Genomic DNA, 22,789 nt, shown 5'->3' on the forward strand with positions numbered 1-22,789 from the left:
CTAAATTATATAACAATATTATGTCCAAGCAGTGTTTTTTGCTTATTTTCCAGGTATCTTGCAAGTTTGTGGTAAGAGTTTTTATACTCTGAGTTTATTCTGTAAAGGTTTTGTCGGTATTTTAAATAATTTGCCCATACTCTTTTACTTTGAGGGATTCTTCCACGTTTAATAAGCTCAAAACTCACCGCTGCATTGATAAAACCTTTGAGAAGTTCAATTTCACTGCATTTTTCAAAACGTCTTGGAAACCATACCTCTTCAAGTGCTTCATGTGCATCATAGAAACGGTTTTGTTCTATAAGCTTTACAAATTCTTCTATTTTTTTATTTATCATCTTGTTCCGTTTGATCTAGTAATTGCATATTTACACGCCAGTATCCACGTCCGCCTTTGAGTGATACACAGTTGTAGTCTGGAAACTTCTCTTTATATTCGCTGAGTCTCTCTTTTGTTGCCTTACCCGTATCGCAGTAAAAAACAAATACACTCCCTTTTGGGTACTTTTTCATCTCATAAGGGTTGTAGGTAATTGTATCTGCTTTATCGATCGGAGAAAGTATAGTATCTACTAAAACTACGTCGATACCCTCTTTTGCAAGGTCTCTTTTATTTCTTAAGAACTCCTCTTGAGTCCATTCTTCTTTTATTTCCATGGGTGCATTATAAAAGGATATTACTTAATTTTAGAGTATAATGATAAAAAGATACTACATATTAAAACGAAATTAAAGAAAAGACCTTTTTAATGGCAAAAAAAAATAAAAAAAATACCAAAATCAACCAACGCATAAGAAAATATTTTGATGATGATCCTTTCGATATAGGGATTGAGAGAGTTGAATCTAAAACATTAAGCGAGCTCTTTGGAGCACTTGGAATCTATGATATTGAACACAATCGCGATTTGATGATCAAAACACTTCGTATGATCTGGTCAGAAGCTGACAGTGAGATACGTCGCGATATTTTGCACTTCTTTGAGAATGAGGGGATTATCTACAAAGGGGATAAAGTCAGTGAACAACACCACTTTGATCGTGATGCGAAGATAGAAGCACTGCTGAGTGAGCTTGATGTAACCCCTGAAGAAGCGACGCGATTGCGTGAAGCATTCTCTACAATCAGAAGTAAAAAAATTACTATAGAGAAGATGGAATCAAAACTGCGCCATATCCGTTTTGAGATCAAAAAAGAGGTGTTGGAGAAAGAGCTTGAAGGTTTTTTCGATATTGACGACAGTCTGGAGTTTAATGCCTCTCTCAAGTACAAGATCTACGATCAACAGTTTCATAAAATTCTCACACTCAATACAAAGCCTTACTCTTATGAGTATATAGAGACAGAGCCGTTTGAAGCTATTGTTGAAAAGATAGGGGCCGATAAAGTAGAGATCGTAAAAGCAAAACAACAAAGTATTGAGAAGTTTATAGCTTCGATCAAAGACCCGCACCAATATTTAACACACGAAGAGATCGTAAACTCGCTGCGTTCATCTCCGCCAAAAACAATGTTGAGTTATCCGCTTATAACACCTAAAGTGCTGCGAAAAATTATCAATCAAAAGATAGATGCAAAAGCGATCGATATCCACGATGAAGAGCTGTTGATCGAAGTTGTCCAGAGCTTGGAGCTACCAAACTCTCAAAGAGTTGTGGAGTACAATTTAGACCTTCACGTAGAGTTAAACGGTGTACTAGAAGAGATCTGGAACGCACGCGGTTTTAATTTCGATCAAATTTTAAATGAGTATAAAAGTGAGTTTGAGAAAGCTTTTCTTGAAGAGCTTGAAGCACTTGTAGCTGAATGTGCTTCATATGCAAATCTGTTAAATTACGAAAAAGAGGAGATCTACAATAAGGTTTATGACTTTTTACTCGATCAGCTCGGGATTCATCTAACTATTACACCGAAGATCTACAGAAAAACCGTTCGCAGGTTCCTCTACTCTATTCAAGAGGAGTTGATTAAAAAGCAACGTCAAGAACTTCTGGCACGTACGATTCGTGATTTTAAAAATCTTTTCCCGATTGCACGTGACATGAAAAGAAAGCTTACTTTACACATAGGACCTACAAACAGCGGGAAAACATATACTGCTATGCAAAGATTAAAAGATGCAGATACGGGATATTATCTAGCACCTCTTAGACTTTTAGCGCTGGAGGGGTATGAGAATTTAAATTCTATGGGAGTTGATTGCTCGCTTATTACGGGTGAGGAGCAGCTTATTAACGATGAAGCAACCCATATCAGCTCAACCATAGAGATGATGAACTTTGATGTTGATGTTGATGTATGTGTGATTGATGAGGTACAGATGATCGATGATAGAGATCGTGGCTGGGCATGGGCAAATGCGATTATCGGTGCTCCGGCAAAAGAGATCATTATGACCGGTTCAGTCAACGCAAAAGAAGCAGTTATTGCACTTGCCGAGTATCTGGGTGAAGAGTTAGAGATTATTGAGTTTGAGAGAAAAAATCCGCTTGAAGTGTTAGATCATCCTGTCCATATAGAAGATATAAAACCTTCTACGGCGGTAGTCGCTTTTAGTAGAAAAGATGTACTCAAGCTCAAACAAAGACTTTCAAAAACTTTTAGCGTAAGTGTTGTTTACGGAAACCTCTCTCCTGAGGTTAGGCGCGAAGAGGCAAGAAGATTCCGCGAGGGTGAGACGCAGGTATTGGTTGCAACTGATGCGATTGCAATGGGGATGAATCTGCCGATCAAGACTATTTTATTCTCTAAAGCAGATAAGTTTGACGGGATCATTCAACGCGATCTTTTCCCTTCAGAGATCCATCAGATCTCGGGACGTGCAGGAAGATACGGTCTTGAAGAGAAAGGATACGTGGGGGCTTTAAATAAAGAGACCCTCAAAGTGATTAAGAAAAACTTTCATAAAGAGGCCAGAAAAATAGCCACGCCGTTTAAAGTGATGGCAAATCTGGAGCATATTAAACTGGTAAGCTCAATCCTGGAAGAGAATTCACTCGAAGAGATTTTAAACTTCTTTATCAAAAACATGGAGTTTAGCGGACCATTTTATGCGGCAAGTTTGGATGATATGCTTGAGGCCTCAAAGATAGTTGACAGTTACAATCTTGATATTGCGACAAAGTATCATTTGGCGTGTGCACCGCTTACTCTGAAATCGCCTTATATCATTACGGCTTACGAGACCTATATTCATGCTTTAGAGAAGCAGGAACTGGTACATTACCAGCGTCCGAAACTAAACGGTGATTTTGCTCAAACATCTCAAGAGCTGTTGATGGCAGAAGATATGGTTAAAGAGATCTCATTGTATCTGTGGCTGAGCTACCGTTTTAGTGATTATTTCGTAGATGTCGACAAAGCGACGGAATCAAGATATATTTTAAACCGCTATATAGAAAAGACTCTTCAAAAAACAGAGCTTTCACAAACGTGTAAGTTATGCAGTGCGGTATTGCCGACCAATTCAAAATATAATATTTGTGAAAAGTGTTTTAGAAAGAACTATACGAGAAGGGGTACGGGTGGGAGACGACCTAGAAGCTGATTAGCTTCTAAATTCGTCGATCGTAGTTTGAAGTTTTGTTGCAACTTCCACTAATCTTTTGAGATCAGTTTCTATGTGTTGTACACTTGAGTTGTTTTGAGAAGAGAGACTCTCAATCTGGTTAATATTTTCAAGAATCTCTTTTACGTTGTTAGAGATTTTGAGGCTATCCTCTTTTGATTTGTTTGCAACTGTTGTTGATGTCGCCATCGCATGTGAAGTAATATTGATCTTCTCTTCAACATCGTTAGAGATCTCTGAAAGTGCTTCAATCTGTTTAGCATTTTTTGACATTTTATCTGTAGCATCATTGATCGATTGAACAATAGTACTTACAGTGATGTCGATCTCCGTTAAACTTTTTTGTGTGCGCTCTGCCAGTTTTCTAACTTCATCTGCAACTACCGCAAACCCGCGTCCATGCTCACCTGCACGAGCAGCCTCAATAGCGGCATTAAGCGCTAAGAGATTTGTTTGATCTGCAATATCGTTGATCACGCTGAGTACATCTTTTACCTGTTCCGTATCGTTTTTGAGTGCTGAAAGCTCTTGGAGTAACTCCTCTTCACTTTGTACAAACCCTTCAACTTCATTGCTAAGTGTTGATAAAGAAGCTCTGGCATTGTTTAGTTCAGTATCAGCTTCTTGAATAGTTGCCTGTGTACTTGCAGCAGCCTCTAGAGTCTCTTCTAGAACATGTTGGATATCGATCCCTTTTTGTCCTGTAGCATCAACTAAGCTTTTCTCTTGTTGTGTCGCTTCTCTGATCACGTGTGAAGCGTGTTCAATCTCAGAAGCGATTTTAATGTTTTGCTTCCCTTGTGCTTTCACCTCATTGATAGTGCCTTGGATCATCTCAATAAAGTTATTTACCTCATGAGCAGCTTCCCCGAACTCGTTCCCTTCTTTTACGGCAAGTCTTTTTGTAAGGTCTTTATCTCCGCTGATAAGGTCAGAAATTTTATCTTTTAGTGCCGTTAGCGGATGCATAATCTCATGCATAAAGAAAACAGAAGAAACAATCATAAAAATAACTACAACTACAATAAGTGTAATGATTAACGCTGTATTTGTTGCAGTGATCTCTTTATCGTTTTTATCTAGAGAGAGTACAAGGTCCATAGCACCTAAAACATCACCTACTTTTGCATTATAGTGACACTGTAAACATCTCTCTTCGGCAATCATAGGTTTGATCTGTCTGATCGTATGATGACCATTATCTGTTTTTTCGATCAGTTTAGTTGCTTTATTATTAAGTACATCGATTAAAAGAGGATCTGTTGTGAACTTTTCCCCTGGTGAATATACTTCAAGAACAGCTTTTGATTTTGCAATGTTTAAATCTTCAATACCGTCTATCTTCTTTGCAGAGTGAAACGTTTGTTCTACAATAGAAGGATCACCCATCATCATACTTGTTGTCATTGTTTGAAAAATAGATTCACTTAACATTTTCAGTGAACGCTTTGTTGTGCTGTTTGAAAGATCGTTGAGTGTATACGACAAATAATACGTGATTGATATCAATCCAACGATTGATAAAGAGAGTATCGAGGCAATAACTTTTGACTTGACCGATTTAAACATTATACCTACCTAATTATGTGGTTTGAATTAGAAAGCATTATATCATAATAGTGTTTCAGTGACTGATGAATATCTAATCGGTTTTGAAAAACTCTCTTCGAGTGTTTGATTGTTTAAAATTTGTAAAAGAGTTTTTATAACTCCAGAGTGGGTAACGATTAAAACCGTTTTGAGATCTTTTTGCTTTTTAAGATAAGAGAGAAAGAAGTTCTCTATTCTATCGGTAAACTCCGTTACGCTCTCTCCATCAAGTTGTTCAATCCATTCAGAAAATGTAGTATATTTTATTCCGCTTGCTTCGATCTCTTCAAAACTCATCCCCTCATGCTTCCCCCACGATTTCTCACGAAGCTCTTTTGAATAGAGAGGTTTTATAGGAAGATTAAACTGTGCAAGAGTCTCTTTTGTACGTGTAAGATCGGAACAGTATATGGCATCAAAATCATAACTTTGAAGCTGTTCTCCAAGCTCCTTGGCATCTTCAAGCCCCTTTTTTGAAAGAGGGATATCGATATGGCCGTTATATTTTCCCTGATACTCTTCAAGTACTTCTGAGTGGCGTACTAGAACAAGATTCATAGTATGATCAAATAGTTAAGTAAGATAAGTTCGCTGATCTCAATGATAAACCCGTACATATCACCGTTTAGCCCTTTGTATCTACGTATGAGCAAGCCAGCTATTATAAACATACTTACAAGTGAGATTAAGAGCATCAGAGTAGAGCTAAAAAGATAGCTAAGCACTACACTATAAAGAAGTGCTATAACTACATAGGTTGTTTTTAGCTCCTGCTTTATCAGCGCTCCGACACCGCTGCTTATGTAGGGAAAAATGTATATAGCAAGAGTTGCATTAAGGCGAGAGAGCAGCATCACCAATGGTAAAAGGGCCCAGGCTTCAAAGTAGATAAATGAGGAGAGTTTCAAACTTAAAAATACAAAGGTAAAGATCATCCCCATCCCGCCGACATGGCTGTCTTTCATCACCTCTAATGCTTTTTCTTTATTAACAAAGAAACCATCGATCGTATCACTCAGACCGTCAAGATGAAGCGCACCCGTAAAAAGTATACTCAAACCAAAAAGCAGGACTGCAAGGTGTGGGGCAGGGAGATAGTCGTGAAGTAAAAGGTAAAGCCCGTAAACAGTAAAGCCGATAATTAACCCTATAAACGGATAAAAAAGTGCAGATCTACCGTTTATTCCATCTTCATAGGTATGGATCTTAAAAAAGGGAAAGATGGTAAACATATTAAAGGCGAGGGCAAAGGCTTTGAAGTAACTCATTTTATTTTCACACTTATTCCCGCAGTAACATGAAACACCTCTTTTGAGTGTTGGGCAATATACTGTGAGATAATCCCATTGATATCTACAAATTTTCTTACCAGTTTGTTTTCGCTGATAACGGAATTACTAACATCATTGATAACAAAGATAACATCATTTTCCTGTTTGGAGATATTTTCAAGTTGCGTCATCATCTCTTCAAGGGTTTTGTTGTGGTAGAGCATATTGTTGATCCACATACTTACACACTCTACTAAAACAGTTTTGTTTTGTTTTTGCAGTGCGTTATCGAGATTGAGAGATTCCTCAAGCGTTTCAAATTTGTCTGCACGTTGATCTTTATGTTTTTGCACACGTTCGTGCATCTCATCGTCAAAAAATTCTGTAGTTGCGAGGTAGAGAGGTTTTTGTTTTGCAAATTTGAGGGTATAGGTTTCGGCATTTTTACTTTTTCCCGATTTGATACCGCCGATAAATAATGCTTGAAAACCCATACTTTACCCCTTACATCATGTTGTACATTACAAGTTCAATAGCTTCAACTACCTGATCATTTTCCAGTGAATTGCTCACACCGTATGCAAGTGCAGCTCCTGCACCAACACCCTCTTTAGCTTCACCCTCATCATATTTTTTCAAAACAGGGATCTCCGCATTTTCAAATGTGAAAGTTGTGTAAAGGGCATTTGGCGTGTAGCTTAGATGGGAGAGAATTTTTGCGATATCTGAAGCGGGATCTTTTGCTACCCACTGTGTCGTTGCCAGGGTAACATTGTTATGATTGAGTCTTTTTAGTATATCTTCACGTACTGCATCGGCGATAAGCAGACATGCAGCCATCTGTGTCCCGCCTGCTAAAACGATCTCAAATCTTCTACTTGCTTCTACTAAAAAACCGGCACAAAACAGAAGCATATTGTCACTTACAACTCCAAGCTTCTCAAAGTTGGACATCTCAGGATTAATAAGAGAAAGTGCTTTATCGAGAGTCTCTTTTTTTATGTTTTTTGGAGCGTTTAGAAAGCTTGATGAAAAAGCATCTTCCAGCTCATACCCGAGGGCAAGTACGCTTGCCGCTGCAGTTGTTGTCCCTGCAGGAGTTGATTCACCTAAAATCAGGTAGTTTCCTTTGAGTTCATACTCCCTTCCAAACTTCATCCCTTTTGCAAAGATCTCTTTTGCATCAATATTCGCCCCGTGATCGATAGACTCGGAAGGTTTTATATCGAAGTGATGTACAGGAACATTCTGCGGTTTTACCTCTAAGCCCAGATCTAAGATCTCTATTGTTTCAAACGGATCAAGGTTGTGAATGGCACGAGTGAGCAGTGCCGGTGTAGGTACACCGCTTGGAGTCTCTGCAATCTCAGGCATTGAATAGAGTTTTTCATTTACTATAAATTCCGCATCGAGTGTCGGCGTATAAGCAATTTTTCCAGGGATTCCAGCCTGAGTGATCCCCTCTATTTCACATGTCTTTGTTACAGAGGCAGCGAGTAGAAAATCTGCCTTACCTCTTGGAAGAGAAGTTTGTTCATTGGTTAAGATGTTGTATGTATTCATAGCTGAAATTTTAGCTAAAAATAGTAATTTAGAAGAATTCGAAAGTTGTCTTCCTGTTTTTTCTCCCTAAGGATATATTTTTCTTTATATTCGTATTTCGCTTTTAATTGGAAATTTTGTGCCATATTCACAGACTGTACAGCAGATATTAACAGTTGTTCATCTCCTGTGTCATAGTATCTTTGCGTAAACTCTACGTTTGTTTTAAAGGACTTATATTTGTCTATATCAAAACCAAAACTTGCACCAATTCCTCCGGCACTTTTATCTGCAACATAATAGATAGGGTCTACCATCATATAAAGATATCCGAGCTCATTACCCCAGCTAAATCCCGCACCTACACTTGCACTAAAGTTTGCTTTTGTATCGACATAGTTTTTATCCCAGCCAAATTTTGTTCTCCATGAAAACGGGGAGAAAAGTTTTGTTCTTTGGGCTATTGATTTAATCGATAGTACCGTCAGGTCTTCAATTTTTAGAGAATCTTCAGTAGCTCCAAGCTCTATATTTAAAAACTCTATCTGTGTACCTCTTAAAAATCCGTACTGCGGATCTTCTAGGGTATGGTATGCCGGGCGGATACCTAAAACGGTATAGTAAGAGGAATCTCTCATGGCACCCCCTACAGTAAATTTAACTGCGCGGTGAGATTTTAGAGGGTTTTCTGGGTTGGGAAAATTGAGTTTTTCCCCTTTGCCCAGTTTTGCTCTTGAAGAGGAGAGTTTGTAAAAAAGATCAAGATATTTCTCTTTTTTCATCTCGTTACGGGAAAATGAGTACTCTAAGTATTCAATTGCAGCTTCATAGATATATTGTTTCTGCTGAGTAGAGATATTTTGATCTTCTAAGAGCGTTAGATTTAGCTTGTCATCCTCTTGGAGCTCTTTTACAAAGTGAATATTCTGATCTTTTATAAGCTCCTCATATTTTAAAAGGATAGTACGTTTTGAAGGTCTGTAAAACTCTTTAGCGATAAGATCTTCCTCATTGGTTGCATGAACACTCTCCAATGGAATTACTTGATAGGCAAAATGCTCCCTGATATGAGTACTAGGACGTGCTATCTCCATAAGCCAGAGCATATTGTATGAGCAGTTTTCGGTGAAAAAGTAGTAGTAAGATTTTGTACCGTTTAACTCCCAGATATGGCGTACCATGCGCATCACTTCCTCTTGAGAAAGGTTTAAATCATACTCCCAGATATCACGTCTCTCGGTATCTCTATACTCTTTTAATTTATCATAATAAGGTAAGAGCGAGTATTTTCCGAAATAGCCTCCAAATAGCCCTTTAAGAGCAAAACCGACGGCATTTTCTTTATCAGGATCAGCATCAGCTGCATAGTTGATCGCATATGCTAATAGTTTTGAATTGTACTTGGAGTTAATACGCAAAAAAGTGTGCCCGAACATTGAAGCGGGAGAGTTTATATGTGCTGCGGGAAAAACCAAAGTTGCCGAAGTGGGAGAGAGTTTTTCGATTGTGTCGTCATACTCTTGGCACTTTACCTCAGGAAAATCATTAATATCAAGCTTCTCTTGCAGCCAGGCTTTTCTTGCAGGAAATTTACATGCCGATGAGTTATCATCAAAACGTGTTTCATTGAAGAGTGCATCGAGTGTAGCATCTAGTTCCGCTTCGGCATTCTCTTTACCGTTTTTTGCAAAGAAAAATCTTGGATCATCGATCTCACTTACACCGCCATTGATATGGAGTAAAAGATGCCAGTAACGTTCGTCAGATAAATGGAGCTCTTTTGCTTTTGTTTTATATTCATCTACATTAGCATAGGCAATAGATGCAAATAAAATAAAAAATAAAAATGATATTTTTAAAATGGGAAGTTCCTAAGATAGAAGATAGAACAAGCATAAAAGCTTGTTCTGTAAGTTATTACATTGAAGTTTCAGAAATGTTGTCTAATACTTCGTTCATCTCTACATTTTTAGAAGTGTAGATTTTGTTGTAGTTTGCTTGAAGTGCAGATGCGAAAGTTTCTTTATCTTGAACATCTAAAAGCTCAGCTAAAGTATCAACAGATTCACCGTGACCAGCAGCAATCTCTTTTGCTAAAGTATCCATGTTAGATGCAACGAACTCTTCTGCTCTTTCATTCATAACAAACTTAGTTTTTTTACAACCAAGAGTCCCTGAAGTGATACCGAAAGTTTGGTTACCTAAAGTACCGTTTGTAGTAGCTTGTAGAGCTAAAAGAACTGCAGATGAATCATCTTTGATAATTACTGAACCAAGACCACAACCAGTTTGATTGTTTACACCTGCAAACGCTGTCGTTGCAATCATTACAGCTGCTGCTGCACTTACTAAAATCTTTTTCATAACTTGACTCCTTGAGTTTTGGTATCACACATTGTATGCAAAAGAAACTTAAAGAAAATATAAAATGTTAAAGTTAGTATAGTTTTGTGATACAATATAATAACAAGGGAATTAAAGAGACAATATGATCAAAATAGTAGAGTATATCGGCGATAAAACACTTCATGCCCTTAGCGCACTTAACGATATCTTTTATTTTACATTTCTTTGCAGTGTAAGTATGTTTCTCCCCTCCAGTTACAATCCTGCGATGCGTTCAGTCCTTATAAAGCAGATCTATTTTACAGCTATTGAAATTTTACCCCTTTTTGCAATTCTCTCCATCTTATTCGGTACGGTTGTTATCGGTGTGGTTATTTCGGTATCTGTGGAGTATGGTCTTCAAGAGCAGATGGGGTCTATCATTATTAAGTTTGTGGTTGACGAGTTCGCTCCCTTTTTTACCGCCTTGTTGATATCTCTGCGCTCCTCGGCGGCTGTGAATGCTGAGATAGCTGTGATGAAAGTAAATAAAGAGCTTAACACTTTAAAAGAGTACAAGGTAGATCTGGTAAGTTATCTCTTTATTCCCAGAATTATCAGTGGAATACTCAGTGTAACAGCTTTGACTACGCTCTTTGCTATTATTATGCTTCTAGCAGGGTATGTATTTGTCTTTTTTTATATGAGTTTCGATCTTCATTCCTATAAGATGCTTTTGCTTAATGCGATCGAGTTAAAAGATCTCTTGATACTTTTTGCCAAAGGGATCGCTTTTGGATTTATGACTATGCTTATTCCTATCTATAGCGGTCTGCAGGCATTTAACAGTTACACAGCTATCCCTATATCGGTTTTAAAAGGGATGGTGAGGTTATTTATCTCTATTTTTGTTATTGAGGTGTTATCATTACTAGTACAATTTCTATAAAACTTTTTCATCATTATTATGAGATTGATAACCATATAAAAACTTACAGGTTATCTACACTGATTTCAAAAGATACTCCTTTACTTTCAAATCTCGATATGAAGGAGAACATCGCCTTAATAAGAGAGGTTCATCATAACCTTGATCTTCGTTTGGCAGAAGAAGAGGCTGTAGCGATGTTAAAAAAGATAGAACTAGAGCAGCTAGCCGATAAACGCCAGCGGGATTGTTCCAATTTGGAGAAGTTTTACGTAATGCTCATTCGTGCAGTGATGTGTGACGCTCAAAAGATTCTTATTCGACTTCCTTTTTCAATAATAGACTCGATCGTAGATCCAAACGAACTGCTTGATAATATTAAAAAGCTGGAAGTTCAAAAAGAGTTTATATTCTTAGATACTATCGCAAACAAGTCACATTATGATAAGATAAGTGATCAAAAGGTTGTAATCGATGCGTTATGAAAATATGAAACTCTCTGTCGGTATTTTTGTTCTTGTTCTTGTGTTTAGTTTAAGCGGGTTTACCTACTTTTTACTTGATGCAAAAGGGGTTTTTGAAAAGCAGTATCGATACTATTTCGTCACCGAATCAGCCGCATTTTTTACTATCGGTATGCCTTTAAAATTTTCCGGATTTGCCATAGGTAACATAGACGACATAGAACTAAAAGATGACGGTGACGTACTTATTCACTTTGCCGTGACAAATGAAAACAGAAAGTGGATCAACCGCTACACCCATCTGATGTTAAAAAAGCCCCTTATCGGTTCTGCACATATTGAAGTATACGCTACAAGTGAAAAAGAGTATTTGGAAGTTGATTCGCGTTTACCTATCGTGATAACGGATGATATCAATGACCTTGTAACAAAGTTTGAGCCGGTTGTTGAGAGACTTCTGCATATTATTGAGAATATTGAGACCATGACAAATGAACTCTCTAAAGGGGACTCTTCATTTAACAAAACGATCAAAAACCTTGAACTTTTCAGTGAAAAACTTGCGAAAAATGATGCTCTTTTAACTACTGTGACAGGGGATAAAAAAGCGACACAAGCTATGATCGACTCTGTTAATGAGTTAAATCAGATATTACAAAACATTAACGGGGCAACAAAAGATCTCAAACGTGATATTATCGAGCCCACATCTTTAAGTATTAAAGAGTTTTACAATATTTTGAATGATGTGAATAAAAAACTAAAGACACTTGAGCCGCTTATACAAAATATGGGTGAATCGGGAAGCGATATCAAAGTGATGCGTCAAAGTATAAAACATACTATAGAAAAGACCGATGCACTTATGGAGAAGATAGATACCCTTTTACAAGACCAATCCAAAAATGAGGTGGAGTTACCATGATAAAAGCGTTCCTGATTGTTTCACTATTATTATTCACATCTTGTAGTATGGAGCCTGCACCAAATAGTTGGGAGTATAAAAGCAGCGCCTATTTTGAGAGTTACAAAAAAAACTTCCTTTACGACAAAGAGATTTTGGCAGAGTCTGATCTGCAATCTGCACGCTCTTTTGCAAAAAGGGGCGGTGATGTTACACAACTTGCTTCTATAGAGCTTGGAAAGTGTGCACTGAATATTGCAGTTGGGATTGAAGATAAATGTGCAGAGTATCAAGAGATGGAGGAGTTGGTAACTTGTCCAAGGATAAAAAACTACAACAAAATGCTTCAAAAAGAGTGGGATGATATAGACCTTTCTATGGTACCCTCTAAATACAAAGATTTTGTCGAGGCTATGAAAAAAGGGGATTTAAGTGGAGCAGATACAACTGTACAAAAGATAGATGACCCCGTTTCAAAGCTTTTAGCACTTGCTTTGCTCGGAGATGAGGTTTCAAAAGAGACACTGAATGGTTCTATAGAAATAATGTCGTTTTACGGGTATAAAAAAGGGATTGTATCTCTACTTAAAAAACTCAGAGATAAGATAGAAGATCCTCAAGCTAAAAGATTATTAATCAAGAAGCTTGAGTTATTAGATTAAAAGTTATTGATCTTTTGGTGTTTGGTCAACCAGTTTAACAGTTTGATCTCGCATATATGCTTCATGATATGGACCCATAGGAAGCGAGTAGATTAGTCTAGAATTTGCCTGACGTGCATATGTAACATAATCTGCAGCAGCACTGTTTACGGCAGTCGCAACAACTTTTACTAGTAATCCCGCCATACTACCGCCTGTATCACCGCCGCCGCTAAGATCTACTCTAACCATTCCCGTATATCTCCATAACTCCTGCGAAGTTTTTGTAGAGACTATTTTTGCTTCTATAGCTACGGTGAGTGTTGATGCTAAGACCATGTATGAGAGATCCCATTTTGTGATCTTGGTAAAAAGTACTGCATCTGCACCGAAATAGTCGTAAAATTTATTTGCAGGAAGGTTATAGAGAATCTCCGTGTCGTATACACCCTCTTGCTTCATAACATCACCCACCATTTCAACAGGGAAAGTGTAATAACCCATCATCGCAAAAGGGATCTCAACAGTAGTCATATAATAGTCTTTTGCTTCGGCATCGGTACTTGCATTCATCGGTGGAAGTATCAGAAGTGAACGGGGTTGTTCTTCATACATTTTAGGAAATTCCGAGCCTTTTGTAACATAGGTTGGTCCCGCTGTACAACCGCCTAAAACAAATGTGAGTGTTAGTAGTGCTATATATAGTGCTGATTTTTTACTTATCATCTTCTTGCTCCAGTGCCTCTACTTTATTGATCATTTTGTCCATAAAAAATGTCGCTTCGGGATAGATAGTTTTCTCTTTAGTAAAGTTTTCTATCGCCTTTTTGTTTTGTCCCGCTTTGAGATAGAGATATCCTAAGTTTGCATATATCCCCGGCGGAACTCTTCCTGAACGGCTCTCTTTGGCATTTTCTATACAGTACTCTAAAGATTTTTGGTACTCAAGAGCTGTTTCTTGCGTAGCCTCTTTTTTAAGGGAATAGTAGTTTTCACTATATTCACCGTAGTTATAGAGTGGCGTATGTGTTGAACAGCCACTCATGGCAAGCGTGATAAGGGCAAATGTAGAAAGTGTCAGTAATTTCAATCTCTTCATTATCGTACCTCTATCTCTTTGGCAATACCGTCACCTACATATATCTCCCTTTTGATAATGAGATTGCCCTCTTTTGAGATCTCAATAAGGTGTTTTCCCGGTTTTATAGAGTACTGGTTCTCTCTTCCCTCTTTTACTTCAAAAGGTTCACCGTTGTCAATTGAGACCGTAATATCATCAGTATCTCCGCTAAAGTAAAGATACGCTTTTTGTGCTGAAGTCTCAACACCTTGTTTTAATCCGCATCCAGATAATAAAAGGGTGATTGTTATTAATAATGTGGCTAAAGTTTTCATTATTTATCTCCTACTTGAATATATAAGTTTGAAAAATCTTTACTTGAAATATATGAAGAGAGATCACCCTGTGTAATCTCTGCTAAAGAGACTTCACTCTCAGGTGTATCTCCAAGTGTAGCAACGATAGATACAGTTGCCAGCTTTTTCCCTGGAAGAGTGATCATCATATTTGTTTGAGGATTTTTAACCTGTTTCCCTTTTTTATATACATCAAAAATATCACCAACCATTATGTTCTGGCTTTTTCCTCCGGAAGTTATAAGGGTTCCGTTTTCATATCCGAGTATATAGCCTCTCCAAGGTTTGTCGGTCATGTTTTCAATAATATTTGATGTCAGATCAGAGATAGCCGCATCGATGGCAAGGTCATTAAGCTGTGCGTTGTAGCCCGCTTTTCCCCCGATACCCATTACCGTTCCGGCTTCAGCAGATGAGGTTCCTTTCCCCTCTTCAGAGTATATGATCTGTCCCGTACTTACATCGACGATTCTAATGTGAACTCTTGCAAAAGCTTCCTGCTTTTTAACACGGCTGAAAATACCCACGTCACTTACCTCTTTACGGCCAAATTCGGTGATCGAACCTAGTATGAGATAATCGGCTGCATTGGCAAGTGTTTTTGAATTACCGATTTGTAACTCTTTTTCTATTTTTGCAAGATCGGCACGCTCAAGCATGATAAACTTGCCGGATTGGAAAAGTTTTGCGGAAAGAATATCCATTGCCTGCTTACCGATCTTATCGTTGTTTTTATCTATAAAAAAACTTTGACCGTATTTCGTCTCGTTTGTAAATCTTCCGATCGCAACTTTACGTTTTAAGCCTTTTGGTTGCATATTGTCAACCTGTAACGACTTACTAACAACTGGTTGAGTACTTTGAGGTGTTTCATGCGTTTTCGTTTTTTGCATAGTTGCACAACCGCCGAGCAGCAATGATAACCCAAGTGTAAGATAGGTAGTTTTTAACAACATCTATTCCTCCTAAATAATTGAGAATAGATTATTATAACTAAAAACTAAGAGATAACATTTGTTTTAGATCTGTTTTTGAGATGGTGCTTTTACCGTCTCCGAAAAACGGCTTTTTTTTGATTTTTCCGAAGTAGGATGTATCGCCGCCGAGTTGCAGGTCTAGCACCTGCGCCATCGCAGATATAGGGTAACCTGCATTTGGGCTCTCATGAAGCTTAGCAGTTTTAAGATAGCTGAGATCAAACTTCTTTTGGTATAGCAGTACAATTAAAAGAGCGGTGATTCTTGCAGGTATAAAGTTCGCGATATCATCAAGACGTGCCGCCACTTTTCCAAACTTCTCGTAACGCTCATTTTTATATCCTATCATAGAATCCATAGTGTTGATCGCTTTGTAGATGATAATTCCCGGAAGTCCGAAAACTATAAGATAAAACAGCGGTGCGATAACCCCGTCACTAAGATTCTCCGCGTATGTCTCAATAGCAGCTTTGTAGATATCGCTCTCGCTGAGATCTTTAGTATCACGGGAGACTAACATAGAGACAGCTTCTCTTTTTTCTTCGATAGTCTCTAAAAAGATGATCTCTTTTACGGAGTCTTTTAACATTCTATGGGCTATAAATATTGAAGCGATAACTGCATCGATAATAAAGTGTATGTAAAAGTTGAAATGGGCAAGATAAATCTCTAACACATAACTCACGAAACCTATAACACCTAACACACAGAGTACAAGGAAAAAGCCTCTAAGGATTGAATCACTGTAGAGTTTTTTTTCAAAGAATGTGATGAGATCCCCCATAAGTATTACGGGGTGTTTGATAAAAGTGAATTCACCGAACCTTTTGTCGATCATGTAGGCAAAAAGAGCGACAAATATATTAGTGATAAAGAGCATCGACAATCCTGTCTAAGTCTATATGTTCCTGAACATGCATTGCAAAGAGATCGATAGACTTGGCTTTGTATTTGTTAAAATTGTACCCTCTATATGTTACATCTATGTTAGTAAAAAGTGCTTTTCTAAAATTGTCATTTTCAAAAATGCCGTGTATAAAAGTTCCGTAGAGATTTTTTTTACGTTTTGCATTTTTCTTGGCAATGCCGTTGTGGATCTCATACCCGCTGCCCATTACCCCAAAAAGGTTGTAGCACCCTTGTTTTACGATCTTCTCTTTTTGAAATACAACTTCCCCTTTAAAACGTCCAAAACCTAAGATATTCTCTATCTTCGATTCTACCTGCTGCGGATCGCGTATGTTTTCAAACATCATCTCATAGCCGCCGCAAATAGCGAAGATTTTGCGTTTTTTATCTTGAAGAATTGCTTCAAAACCTCTCTGGCGCAACCACATCAGATCATCAACGACCCTTTTTGAACCGGGTACTATAAGGAGATCATAACTATCTGCCTGAGCAGGATTTGATATGAAGTTTAATTCAATTTCTGGGTCAATTACAAGCGGTTCAAAATCTGTGAAATTACTGATATGCGGCAGGTTTATCACTGCAACTTTTATGATCGCATCTTGCGTGTTTTGTCTGTAGTTCATTAGTGAAGCGGAGTCTTCAAAACCGAGGTTAAACGGTTTGTAGGGAACAAGTCCAAGAACAGGGATCTTAAACTCCTCTTCTATGATTCTGACCCCTTCGTCAAAAAGGGTAATATCCCCGCGAAATTTATTTACAATCACTCCGATCACATTTTTACGAAGCTTTTTTGGAAGAAGATTATAAACTCCGTAGATCGAAGCAAATACACCCCCGCGCTCAATGTCCGCGACAAGGATAATTTTCGTGTTAAACTCCTGGGCTACGTAGATATTGCTGAGATCTTTCTCCATAAGGTTAAGCTCAACGGGACTTCCCGCACCCTCGGCAACGATACACTCATACTCATTTTTTAAGCTCTCGTAAGCCTCTTTTACGACAGGTTTTAATTTGTCGAGATTTTTATAGTATTCACGTACATCGGTATTTGATACGCTTTTACCGTTTATGATCATATGGGCTTTGTTTTTCCCTCCTGATTTTAGCAGGATTGGATTCATTGCAGGTTTTGTGTCAAGCCCAATCGCTTTTGCGGCAAAGGCCTGAGGGATTGCTATCTCCCCCGCATCAATATCAGTCACAACTGAATTGTTTGAGACGTTTTGGGCTTTAAAGGGAGCTACTTTGATTCCCCGTTTGTGCAGCAGATATGTAAGGGCAAAGCTTAGTGTTGATTTGCCAGCATCACTGCTTGTTCCGAAGATACTAAGGGAGTTCATCTGTTTGTACTTCTACAGTTTGAGGAAGTGTTGCAAGTGCATCTCTCAGCTTTTGGTGTGCAGCTGAATCTTTTACGGCAAAACGTAAAAAGGTGTTATCAAGATAATCAAAACTAAAACAGCGTCTTGTTAGGATCTTCTCCTCTAAAAGATGGTTGAAGATCTCTGCTGCACGTTCTGATTTTGTTAGAAAGAAGTTTGCATCGCTCTCAAACACCTGCTCAAACACTCCAGAGTTTTCCAAGATCTCAAACAGTTCGCTTTTTTGTTTTTTGTGGAACTCTTTTGAAGTAGTTTTAAACTCCTCATCATTCAGACGCTGTTTTAAAAACTCCACATCGAGCGAAGAGATGTTCCAGATACTGGGCTCAAGTTTTTTAATGTTCTTTTTGCTTGAGAAAACGGCTCCGATTCTCACTCCTGCACATGCATAAAACTTTGAGAAAGACTGGATGATATAGAGTTTTTTATATTCGTTGATTTTGTGACGAATAGATGGAAGAGCCTCAAACTCTAAAAAACTTTCATCGATGATGATCGTACACTCTTTTTCTATCCACATTGAAAAAAGCTCTTCAAGCTCTTCTTCGTCATAATAAGTTCCATCAGGCGTAGCAGGATTTACAAAGACGACAATCGATTTCTCCAAAACTTCATCTTCCATATCACCGCCTAAACGGCTTACTTTGAAGACAGCTTTTTTTGTTTTTTGGGCAGCTTTCTCATACTCGCTGTACAGGGGTGCATAGAGAAAAACTCTTTTTTGTTTAATGCTGCGAAACAGCTCATAAATGGCAGTCGTAGCACCGTTATAGAGAGCTATCTGGGAAGGTTTTACGTTGTAGTTTTGCGAGATTACTGTTTTTAATTCTTTATATCTAAAATCTGCATATTGTGTAATAGTTTTGTTTGTTAGTGTTAGCTTGTTTTCTGTTTCATAACAGTTGATATTTGATGAGAAGTCGATTATCTCATCGCTTGAACACTCTAAAATTTTTGCGTATTTGTAGATATCTCCGCCGTGGCTCATAGATCAACCCCGTCCCAAAATTCATCATAGTCCAAGTTGGTCATACTGTTGTCATCTTCAAGATTTTTTTCAACCAGCTTTTTATGTTGATATTCAAAGTAGCTCTGCAGCGCTTCATTGATCATCTCTGAAGGCTCTTTTTTGAGCAGTTGGGCAAAGTTTTCCAGGTTTTCGTAATTATCTTCTGTAAGTTTTATTTCCATAGTGTAATTTTATCCAAATGTGGGAAATAAAAATGTAAAATAAATTATGAGAAAAGATTTAGAACTAGATAACATTTTTATACCCTCCAAAATTCCTTCCAAAAAGCTGATGATAGTATTACACGGCAGAGGGGATTCCTCTGAGGGTTTTGAGGGTTTGCCTCAGTTTTTAGAGCTTGAAGATATGAACTATATCCTCTTTGACGCACCGTTTGAATACTATGGCGGTTTTTCATGGTATAACCTCCCTCCGGATCAATATCCCGGGATCCAGTACTCATCGGAACTTCTGACAAAATGTCTCGATATTTTATTTGAAGAGGAGTTTGATCCTACGCAGAGCTATCTCTTTGGTTTCTCGCAAGGCTCACTCCTTACTTTTGAATTTGGAGCAAGATATAATAAAACACTTGCCGGTTATATCGCTATAAGCGGGTATATTTATGATGTAGAAAAGCTTTTAGCTGAGATGAACACCGATGTGAGACAAGCTAAATGGCTCTGTACACATGGAACATATGATGGAGTCCTACCTTTTGAAGAGAGTAAAAATCAAATAGAACAACTTATAGAAGGCGGATTTGAGATAGAGTTTAGAGCTATTGAGAAAGATCACAGCATTCATCAGGATGAAATAACGATCGTAAAACAACTGTGCGATAAAAATTTATAAAATATTTTACCTACTCTTATAGAGCAAGCAGAGTTTGTGTTTTACTTGATATAGTGCCAAATATAGAACAAGATCCTTAAGGAAGATATATGAAGGTAAAAACACTTGACGAGCTTTCCAAACTTGCTGATTATTCACTTGTAGATACACTTACACCCGATCCGGATGCTACACATGACGGCGTTGATCACTATCCAAGAGAGGTATTTAGCGGGCATTACGTCCCTGTCAAGCCTACACCTATAGAAAATCCTACATACATTGCACATAGCAAGCAGTTTTTTGAAGAGCTTGGTTTTGATGATGATTTGGCTACTTCAGAAGATTTTATGAAGATGTTTTCAGGGGATAGTTCCGGGTTCCCTGAACCACTCAAAAAGCAAGGATGGGCAACGGGTTATGCACTCTCTATCTATGGAACTGAGTATTATGAGCAGTGCCCTTTTAGAACAGGTAACGGCTATGGAGACGGGCGTGCAGTCTCTATTTTAGAAGCTGTTATAAATGGCAAACGCTGGGAGATGCAGCTCAAAGGGGGCGGACGCACACCTTATTGTCGAGGAGCTGACGGTCGTGCGGTACTTCGCTCAAGTATTCGTGAATTTTTGGCACAGGAGCATATGCACGCTTTAGGTGTACCTACATCGAGATCTTTAACTCTTTATACATCCAAAACAGAAAAAGTAAGACGCCCTTGGTTTAGAAATGGTTCATACTCAAGAGATCCTGAGGTGATGATTGAAGAAGATGTTGCAATTACGACACGTGTCGCACCCTCATTTTTAAGAGTGGGGCAGGTAGAACTTTTTGGTCGCCGTGCACGTAAAAAAGAGCATACCAGGGCGATGGAGGAGTTAGAGCAGATCGTTTTACATGTAATTGAGCGTGAGTATAAAGATGAGATTGAAGAAAGTTTGCCGCTTGAGCAAAAAGTGGTGTTACTTGCAAAAGCATTTCAAAACCGTCTGACTTCTTTGGTTGCAGATTGGATCCGTATCGGGTATTGTCAAGGGAATTTTAACAGCGATAATACTGCGGTAGGCGGTTTTACTCTGGATTATGGTCCTTTTGGATTTATGGATATGTTTGACCCCCGCTATCAGCCATGGACGGGCGGGGGTGCACATTTTTCGTTTTTAAATCAGCCCCAGGCTGCCGAGCGTAACTTTGGGATGTTTATAGCAGCACTTAAGCCTTTATTGGATGCAGATAAGGAAGCTGGGCAGCAATTGGAGATGATTGAAAAACAGTTTCCAAGAGTGATGCAGGGAAAAATGATCAAGATGTGGGGAGCAAAACTAGGTTTAGAGCATTTTGATGCTGAGCTGTTTAATGATCTTGTGACATTGATGGTGGAGAGTTCAGTTGACTATACGATCTTTTTTCGTGAACTCTCAAATATTCCTGAAGATATCTCGACTCTCAAAAAAAGCTTTTATGGCGATGCAAACTACAATGAAAAACTTTTAGTGCGATGGATTGAGTGGTTAGAGAGATGGAAAACGCTTATTGATGTAAAAACGGTGCCAGAGCGTGAAAAACTTTCCCAAAAGATGAAAAAAGTTAATCCAAAATACACACTTAGAGAGTGGTTTTTAGTCCCTGCATATCAGGCAGCCCAGAGAGAGGACTATACCCTTATGCACGAACTCCTAGAGGTGATGAACAATCCTTATGCAGAACTCTCAAAAGAGATGGAGGAGAAATACTATAGACTCAAACCTGACGAGTTATTTAGAGTAGCGGGTATTTCGCACGTGAGCTGTTCATCATGATACTTAGCATAGCTTGAGAAGCTCATTTGCTCTTTGAGTGTTTTTGTTTCGTGTGAGGCGAAGCAGTGCATAAAACTGTGCAGCTGTTTTGATCATTGCTTTGAGCTCTTTTTCTTTTATCTTGTTCGAGCTAAAACGGTTGTAGGTGTTGATGAAGAGATTGAGATCTGAAGGTTTTTGTTTTGGTGAAAAGGATAGCAATGCCACGGCAATGTCAAATAAAAACTCTCCGCATCCCCCGTCTATAAAGTCAAAAACGCCTATTTTATTTTTTTTAAAAACTGTATTGTCTGTAAAAATATCTCCGTGGATAAACCCCTCATTTTTTGGTTTATAGCGTTTAAGCGGTTCTAACTTTTTGTAGTGGAGATAGAAATTTTTTTTCAGAAAGTAAAGTTTTTCATCAATGTTGTATGGGGCAAAAAAAGAGTTTGCACAGTGGTGGCTTTTTGTGTATGAATGGTACTTTGCCATAAAACGGGCAAGTGCTTGGATGTGAAAAAGGTGTATGTTTTTTGGGCTCGAGCCTTTCAGGCGTTTAAAAAGGTACCAGCCTTTTTTCTCATCGAGATATAAAGGAACATTAAGACCTGCTTGATGAAGAGTTGAAAGCAGTTGTTTATCTTGCTTGATCTGTTGAGAGATATCTCTGTCAAAATATTTTAAAATATAACTCTCTTGTTTGTTTGTTATGATGTAAGTGGTGTCTATAACCCCATCAGAGGTTGGGTGCAGCTCTGTAAAATTGTACTTAGGAAACAGAGTGTTTAAGGTTGTTAAATCTATATGAGTGTTTACTCCCATTAAAGGATACACTCCTGCATAATCTTTTTCCAGTCGAGGTCAAAATGTTTTTCAACATAGCTTTTGTGATGCGGGACTGTACATTTTGAGCAGTCTTGGTGGATCTTTTCCCCATATACACCTTGACGCCCGTCTTTTGACTCGATCGAGCAGAAGCTGTACTGTGTTTTGTCATCTACTTTTTTAATGCCGTCATCTTTGAAGCGGAAATTTGGGCAGGCACACAGGTAACAGTTTAATTTTTCCATGTCGTGACATTTACGGTTCTCTTTATAAAGGGGACAAAAATCCTGCTCTTTTTCAACCATATTTTCAAACTCAAAATAATCGATAATCTCCTCTTTAGTTTTCCCCTCGGCAACCAAACGATCAACGATCTCTTTATGCATCTTTGCATGTTCATCAAACCATGAGCTATATCCCAT

The 22,789-nt window shown here is 38.2% G+C and carries 26 protein-coding genes; 7 read left to right on the top strand and 19 right to left on the bottom strand.

Features of this window, described 5'->3' with window-relative positions; all coding sequences use genetic code 11:
- Nucleotides 1-5: 5 nt before the first annotated feature.
- Together FJR03_RS00315 and FJR03_RS00320 are read right to left on the bottom strand one after the other, a co-directional pair.
- Entirely contained in the window at nt 6-338 is a 333-nt protein-coding gene (locus tag FJR03_RS00315; protein WP_193113695.1) for a DUF309 domain-containing protein, read from the bottom strand.
- On the bottom strand, nt 328-657 hold the full coding sequence (locus tag FJR03_RS00320; RefSeq protein WP_193113696.1) for a hypothetical protein: 330 nt from the start codon (nt 655-657) through the stop codon (nt 328-330). The genes FJR03_RS00315 and FJR03_RS00320 overlap by 11 nt, the downstream gene beginning before the upstream one ends.
- Nucleotides 658-749: 92 nt before the next feature.
- On the opposite strand from FJR03_RS00320, the gene FJR03_RS00325 reads away from it, so the two are divergent.
- The gene (locus FJR03_RS00325; protein WP_193113697.1) at nt 750-3,548 is read left to right on the top strand and encodes a helicase-related protein; all 2,799 of its coding nucleotides are present in this window, start codon (nt 750-752) and stop codon (nt 3,546-3,548) included.
- On the opposite strand, the gene FJR03_RS00330 is transcribed toward FJR03_RS00325, so the two are convergent.
- The 7 genes from FJR03_RS00330 to FJR03_RS00360 are packed head-to-tail and all read right to left on the bottom strand — an operon-like array spanning nt 3,549 to nt 10,336.
- A complete protein-coding gene (locus FJR03_RS00330; RefSeq protein WP_193113698.1) occupies nt 3,549-5,138 on the bottom strand; it encodes a methyl-accepting chemotaxis protein in 1,590 nt (529 codons plus the stop codon).
- 42 nt (nt 5,139-5,180) lie between these two features.
- The gene (locus tag FJR03_RS00335; RefSeq protein ID WP_193113699.1) at nt 5,181-5,717 is read right to left on the bottom strand and encodes a histidine phosphatase family protein; all 537 of its coding nucleotides are present in this window, start codon (nt 5,715-5,717) and stop codon (nt 5,181-5,183) included.
- Nucleotides 5,714-6,427 carry an adenosylcobinamide-GDP ribazoletransferase gene (locus FJR03_RS00340; protein WP_193113700.1) on the bottom strand — a complete coding sequence of 238 codons (714 nt, stop codon included), beginning with the start codon at nt 6,425-6,427 and terminating at the stop codon, nt 5,714-5,716. Before FJR03_RS00340 ends, FJR03_RS00335 begins: the two co-directional genes overlap by 4 nt.
- Entirely contained in the window at nt 6,424-6,924 is a 501-nt protein-coding gene (locus FJR03_RS00345) for a bifunctional adenosylcobinamide kinase/adenosylcobinamide-phosphate guanylyltransferase (RefSeq protein ID WP_193113701.1), read from the bottom strand. The genes FJR03_RS00340 and FJR03_RS00345 overlap by 4 nt, the downstream gene beginning before the upstream one ends.
- Before the next feature lie 10 nt (nt 6,925-6,934).
- A complete protein-coding gene (gene cobT / locus FJR03_RS00350; protein WP_193113702.1) occupies nt 6,935-7,993 on the bottom strand; it encodes a nicotinate mononucleotide-dependent phosphoribosyltransferase CobT in 1,059 nt (352 codons plus the stop codon).
- Nucleotides 7,994-8,007: 14 nt separating this feature from the next.
- A complete protein-coding gene (locus tag FJR03_RS00355; protein ID WP_193114710.1) occupies nt 8,008-9,834 on the bottom strand; it encodes an Lnb N-terminal periplasmic domain-containing protein in 1,827 nt (608 codons plus the stop codon).
- Between the two features lie 55 nt (nt 9,835-9,889).
- Nucleotides 9,890-10,336 (bottom strand): DUF3015 family protein, encoded by a 447-nt coding sequence (locus tag FJR03_RS00360; RefSeq protein ID WP_193113703.1) that lies wholly within the window; start codon nt 10,334-10,336, stop codon nt 9,890-9,892.
- A gap of 124 nt (nt 10,337-10,460) precedes the next feature.
- Between FJR03_RS00360 and FJR03_RS00365 the strand changes: the two genes are divergently transcribed.
- From FJR03_RS00365 to FJR03_RS00380, 4 genes are all read left to right on the top strand, one after another.
- Entirely contained in the window at nt 10,461-11,246 is a 786-nt protein-coding gene (locus FJR03_RS00365) for an MlaE family ABC transporter permease (RefSeq protein ID WP_193113704.1), read from the top strand.
- Between the two features lie 98 nt (nt 11,247-11,344).
- A complete protein-coding gene (locus FJR03_RS00370) occupies nt 11,345-11,710 on the top strand; it encodes a hypothetical protein (protein ID WP_193113705.1) in 366 nt (121 codons plus the stop codon).
- Nucleotides 11,700-12,614, top strand: a complete 915-nt coding sequence (locus FJR03_RS00375; protein WP_193113706.1) for an MlaD family protein — start codon at nt 11,700-11,702, stop codon at nt 12,612-12,614. Before FJR03_RS00370 ends, FJR03_RS00375 begins: the two co-directional genes overlap by 11 nt.
- Nucleotides 12,611-13,255 carry a hypothetical protein gene (locus FJR03_RS00380; RefSeq protein ID WP_193113707.1) on the top strand — a complete coding sequence of 215 codons (645 nt, stop codon included), beginning with the start codon at nt 12,611-12,613 and terminating at the stop codon, nt 13,253-13,255. The genes FJR03_RS00375 and FJR03_RS00380 overlap by 4 nt, the downstream gene beginning before the upstream one ends.
- Nucleotides 13,256-13,258: 3 nt before the next feature.
- On the opposite strand, the gene FJR03_RS00385 is transcribed toward FJR03_RS00380, so the two are convergent.
- Genes FJR03_RS00385 through FJR03_RS00420 form a run of 8 tightly spaced genes read right to left on the bottom strand, consistent with a single transcriptional unit; the run spans nt 13,259 to nt 19,112 of the window.
- The gene (locus tag FJR03_RS00385; RefSeq protein ID WP_193113708.1) at nt 13,259-13,960 is read right to left on the bottom strand and encodes a DUF799 domain-containing protein; all 702 of its coding nucleotides are present in this window, start codon (nt 13,958-13,960) and stop codon (nt 13,259-13,261) included.
- The gene (locus tag FJR03_RS00390) at nt 13,950-14,333 is read right to left on the bottom strand and encodes a DUF4810 domain-containing protein (protein WP_193113709.1); all 384 of its coding nucleotides are present in this window, start codon (nt 14,331-14,333) and stop codon (nt 13,950-13,952) included. Before FJR03_RS00390 ends, FJR03_RS00385 begins: the two co-directional genes overlap by 11 nt.
- Nucleotides 14,333-14,629, bottom strand: a complete 297-nt coding sequence (locus FJR03_RS00395; RefSeq protein WP_193113710.1) for a hypothetical protein — start codon at nt 14,627-14,629, stop codon at nt 14,333-14,335. The genes FJR03_RS00390 and FJR03_RS00395 overlap by 1 nt, the downstream gene beginning before the upstream one ends.
- Nucleotides 14,629-15,606 (bottom strand): CsgG/HfaB family protein, encoded by a 978-nt coding sequence (locus FJR03_RS00400; RefSeq protein WP_193113711.1) that lies wholly within the window; start codon nt 15,604-15,606, stop codon nt 14,629-14,631. The genes FJR03_RS00395 and FJR03_RS00400 overlap by 1 nt, the downstream gene beginning before the upstream one ends.
- Nucleotides 15,607-15,643: 37 nt before the next feature.
- Nucleotides 15,644-16,507: an adenosylcobinamide-phosphate synthase CbiB gene (gene cbiB, locus FJR03_RS00405; RefSeq protein WP_226962137.1), complete on the bottom strand. Its 864-nt coding sequence runs from the start codon at nt 16,505-16,507 to the stop codon at nt 15,644-15,646.
- A complete protein-coding gene (locus FJR03_RS00410) occupies nt 16,491-17,879 on the bottom strand; it encodes a cobyric acid synthase (protein ID WP_193113712.1) in 1,389 nt (462 codons plus the stop codon). The genes cbiB and FJR03_RS00410 overlap by 17 nt, the downstream gene beginning before the upstream one ends.
- Nucleotides 17,866-18,909, bottom strand: a complete 1,044-nt coding sequence (locus FJR03_RS00415; RefSeq protein WP_193113713.1) for an aminotransferase class I/II-fold pyridoxal phosphate-dependent enzyme — start codon at nt 18,907-18,909, stop codon at nt 17,866-17,868. Before FJR03_RS00415 ends, FJR03_RS00410 begins: the two co-directional genes overlap by 14 nt.
- Nucleotides 18,906-19,112 (bottom strand): hypothetical protein, encoded by a 207-nt coding sequence (locus FJR03_RS00420; RefSeq protein ID WP_193113714.1) that lies wholly within the window; start codon nt 19,110-19,112, stop codon nt 18,906-18,908. Before FJR03_RS00420 ends, FJR03_RS00415 begins: the two co-directional genes overlap by 4 nt.
- 46 nt (nt 19,113-19,158) lie before the next feature.
- Here FJR03_RS00420 and FJR03_RS00425 point away from each other — a divergent pair, with 46 nt between their 5' ends.
- Both FJR03_RS00425 and FJR03_RS00430 read left to right on the top strand, forming a co-directional pair.
- Nucleotides 19,159-19,785 (top strand): alpha/beta hydrolase, encoded by a 627-nt coding sequence (locus FJR03_RS00425; RefSeq protein ID WP_193113715.1) that lies wholly within the window; start codon nt 19,159-19,161, stop codon nt 19,783-19,785.
- A gap of 89 nt (nt 19,786-19,874) precedes the next feature.
- Nucleotides 19,875-21,560, top strand: a complete 1,686-nt coding sequence (locus tag FJR03_RS00430; protein ID WP_193113716.1) for a protein adenylyltransferase SelO — start codon at nt 19,875-19,877, stop codon at nt 21,558-21,560.
- Nucleotides 21,561-21,563: 3 nt separating this feature from the next.
- Here the strand turns inward: FJR03_RS00430 and FJR03_RS00435 are convergent, their stop codons facing one another.
- Together FJR03_RS00435 and FJR03_RS00440 are read right to left on the bottom strand one after the other, a co-directional pair.
- The gene (locus tag FJR03_RS00435) at nt 21,564-22,364 is read right to left on the bottom strand and encodes a phosphotransferase (RefSeq protein WP_193113717.1); all 801 of its coding nucleotides are present in this window, start codon (nt 22,362-22,364) and stop codon (nt 21,564-21,566) included.
- Complete coding sequence (locus tag FJR03_RS00440; RefSeq protein ID WP_193113718.1) at nt 22,364-22,789, bottom strand: cytochrome c-type biogenesis protein; 426 nt, start codon at nt 22,787-22,789, stop codon at nt 22,364-22,366. Before FJR03_RS00440 ends, FJR03_RS00435 begins: the two co-directional genes overlap by 1 nt.

The sequence above is a fragment of the Sulfurimonas marina genome (assembly GCF_014905095.1).
Lineage (GTDB): Bacteria > Campylobacterota > Campylobacteria > Campylobacterales > Sulfurimonadaceae > Sulfurimonas > Sulfurimonas marina.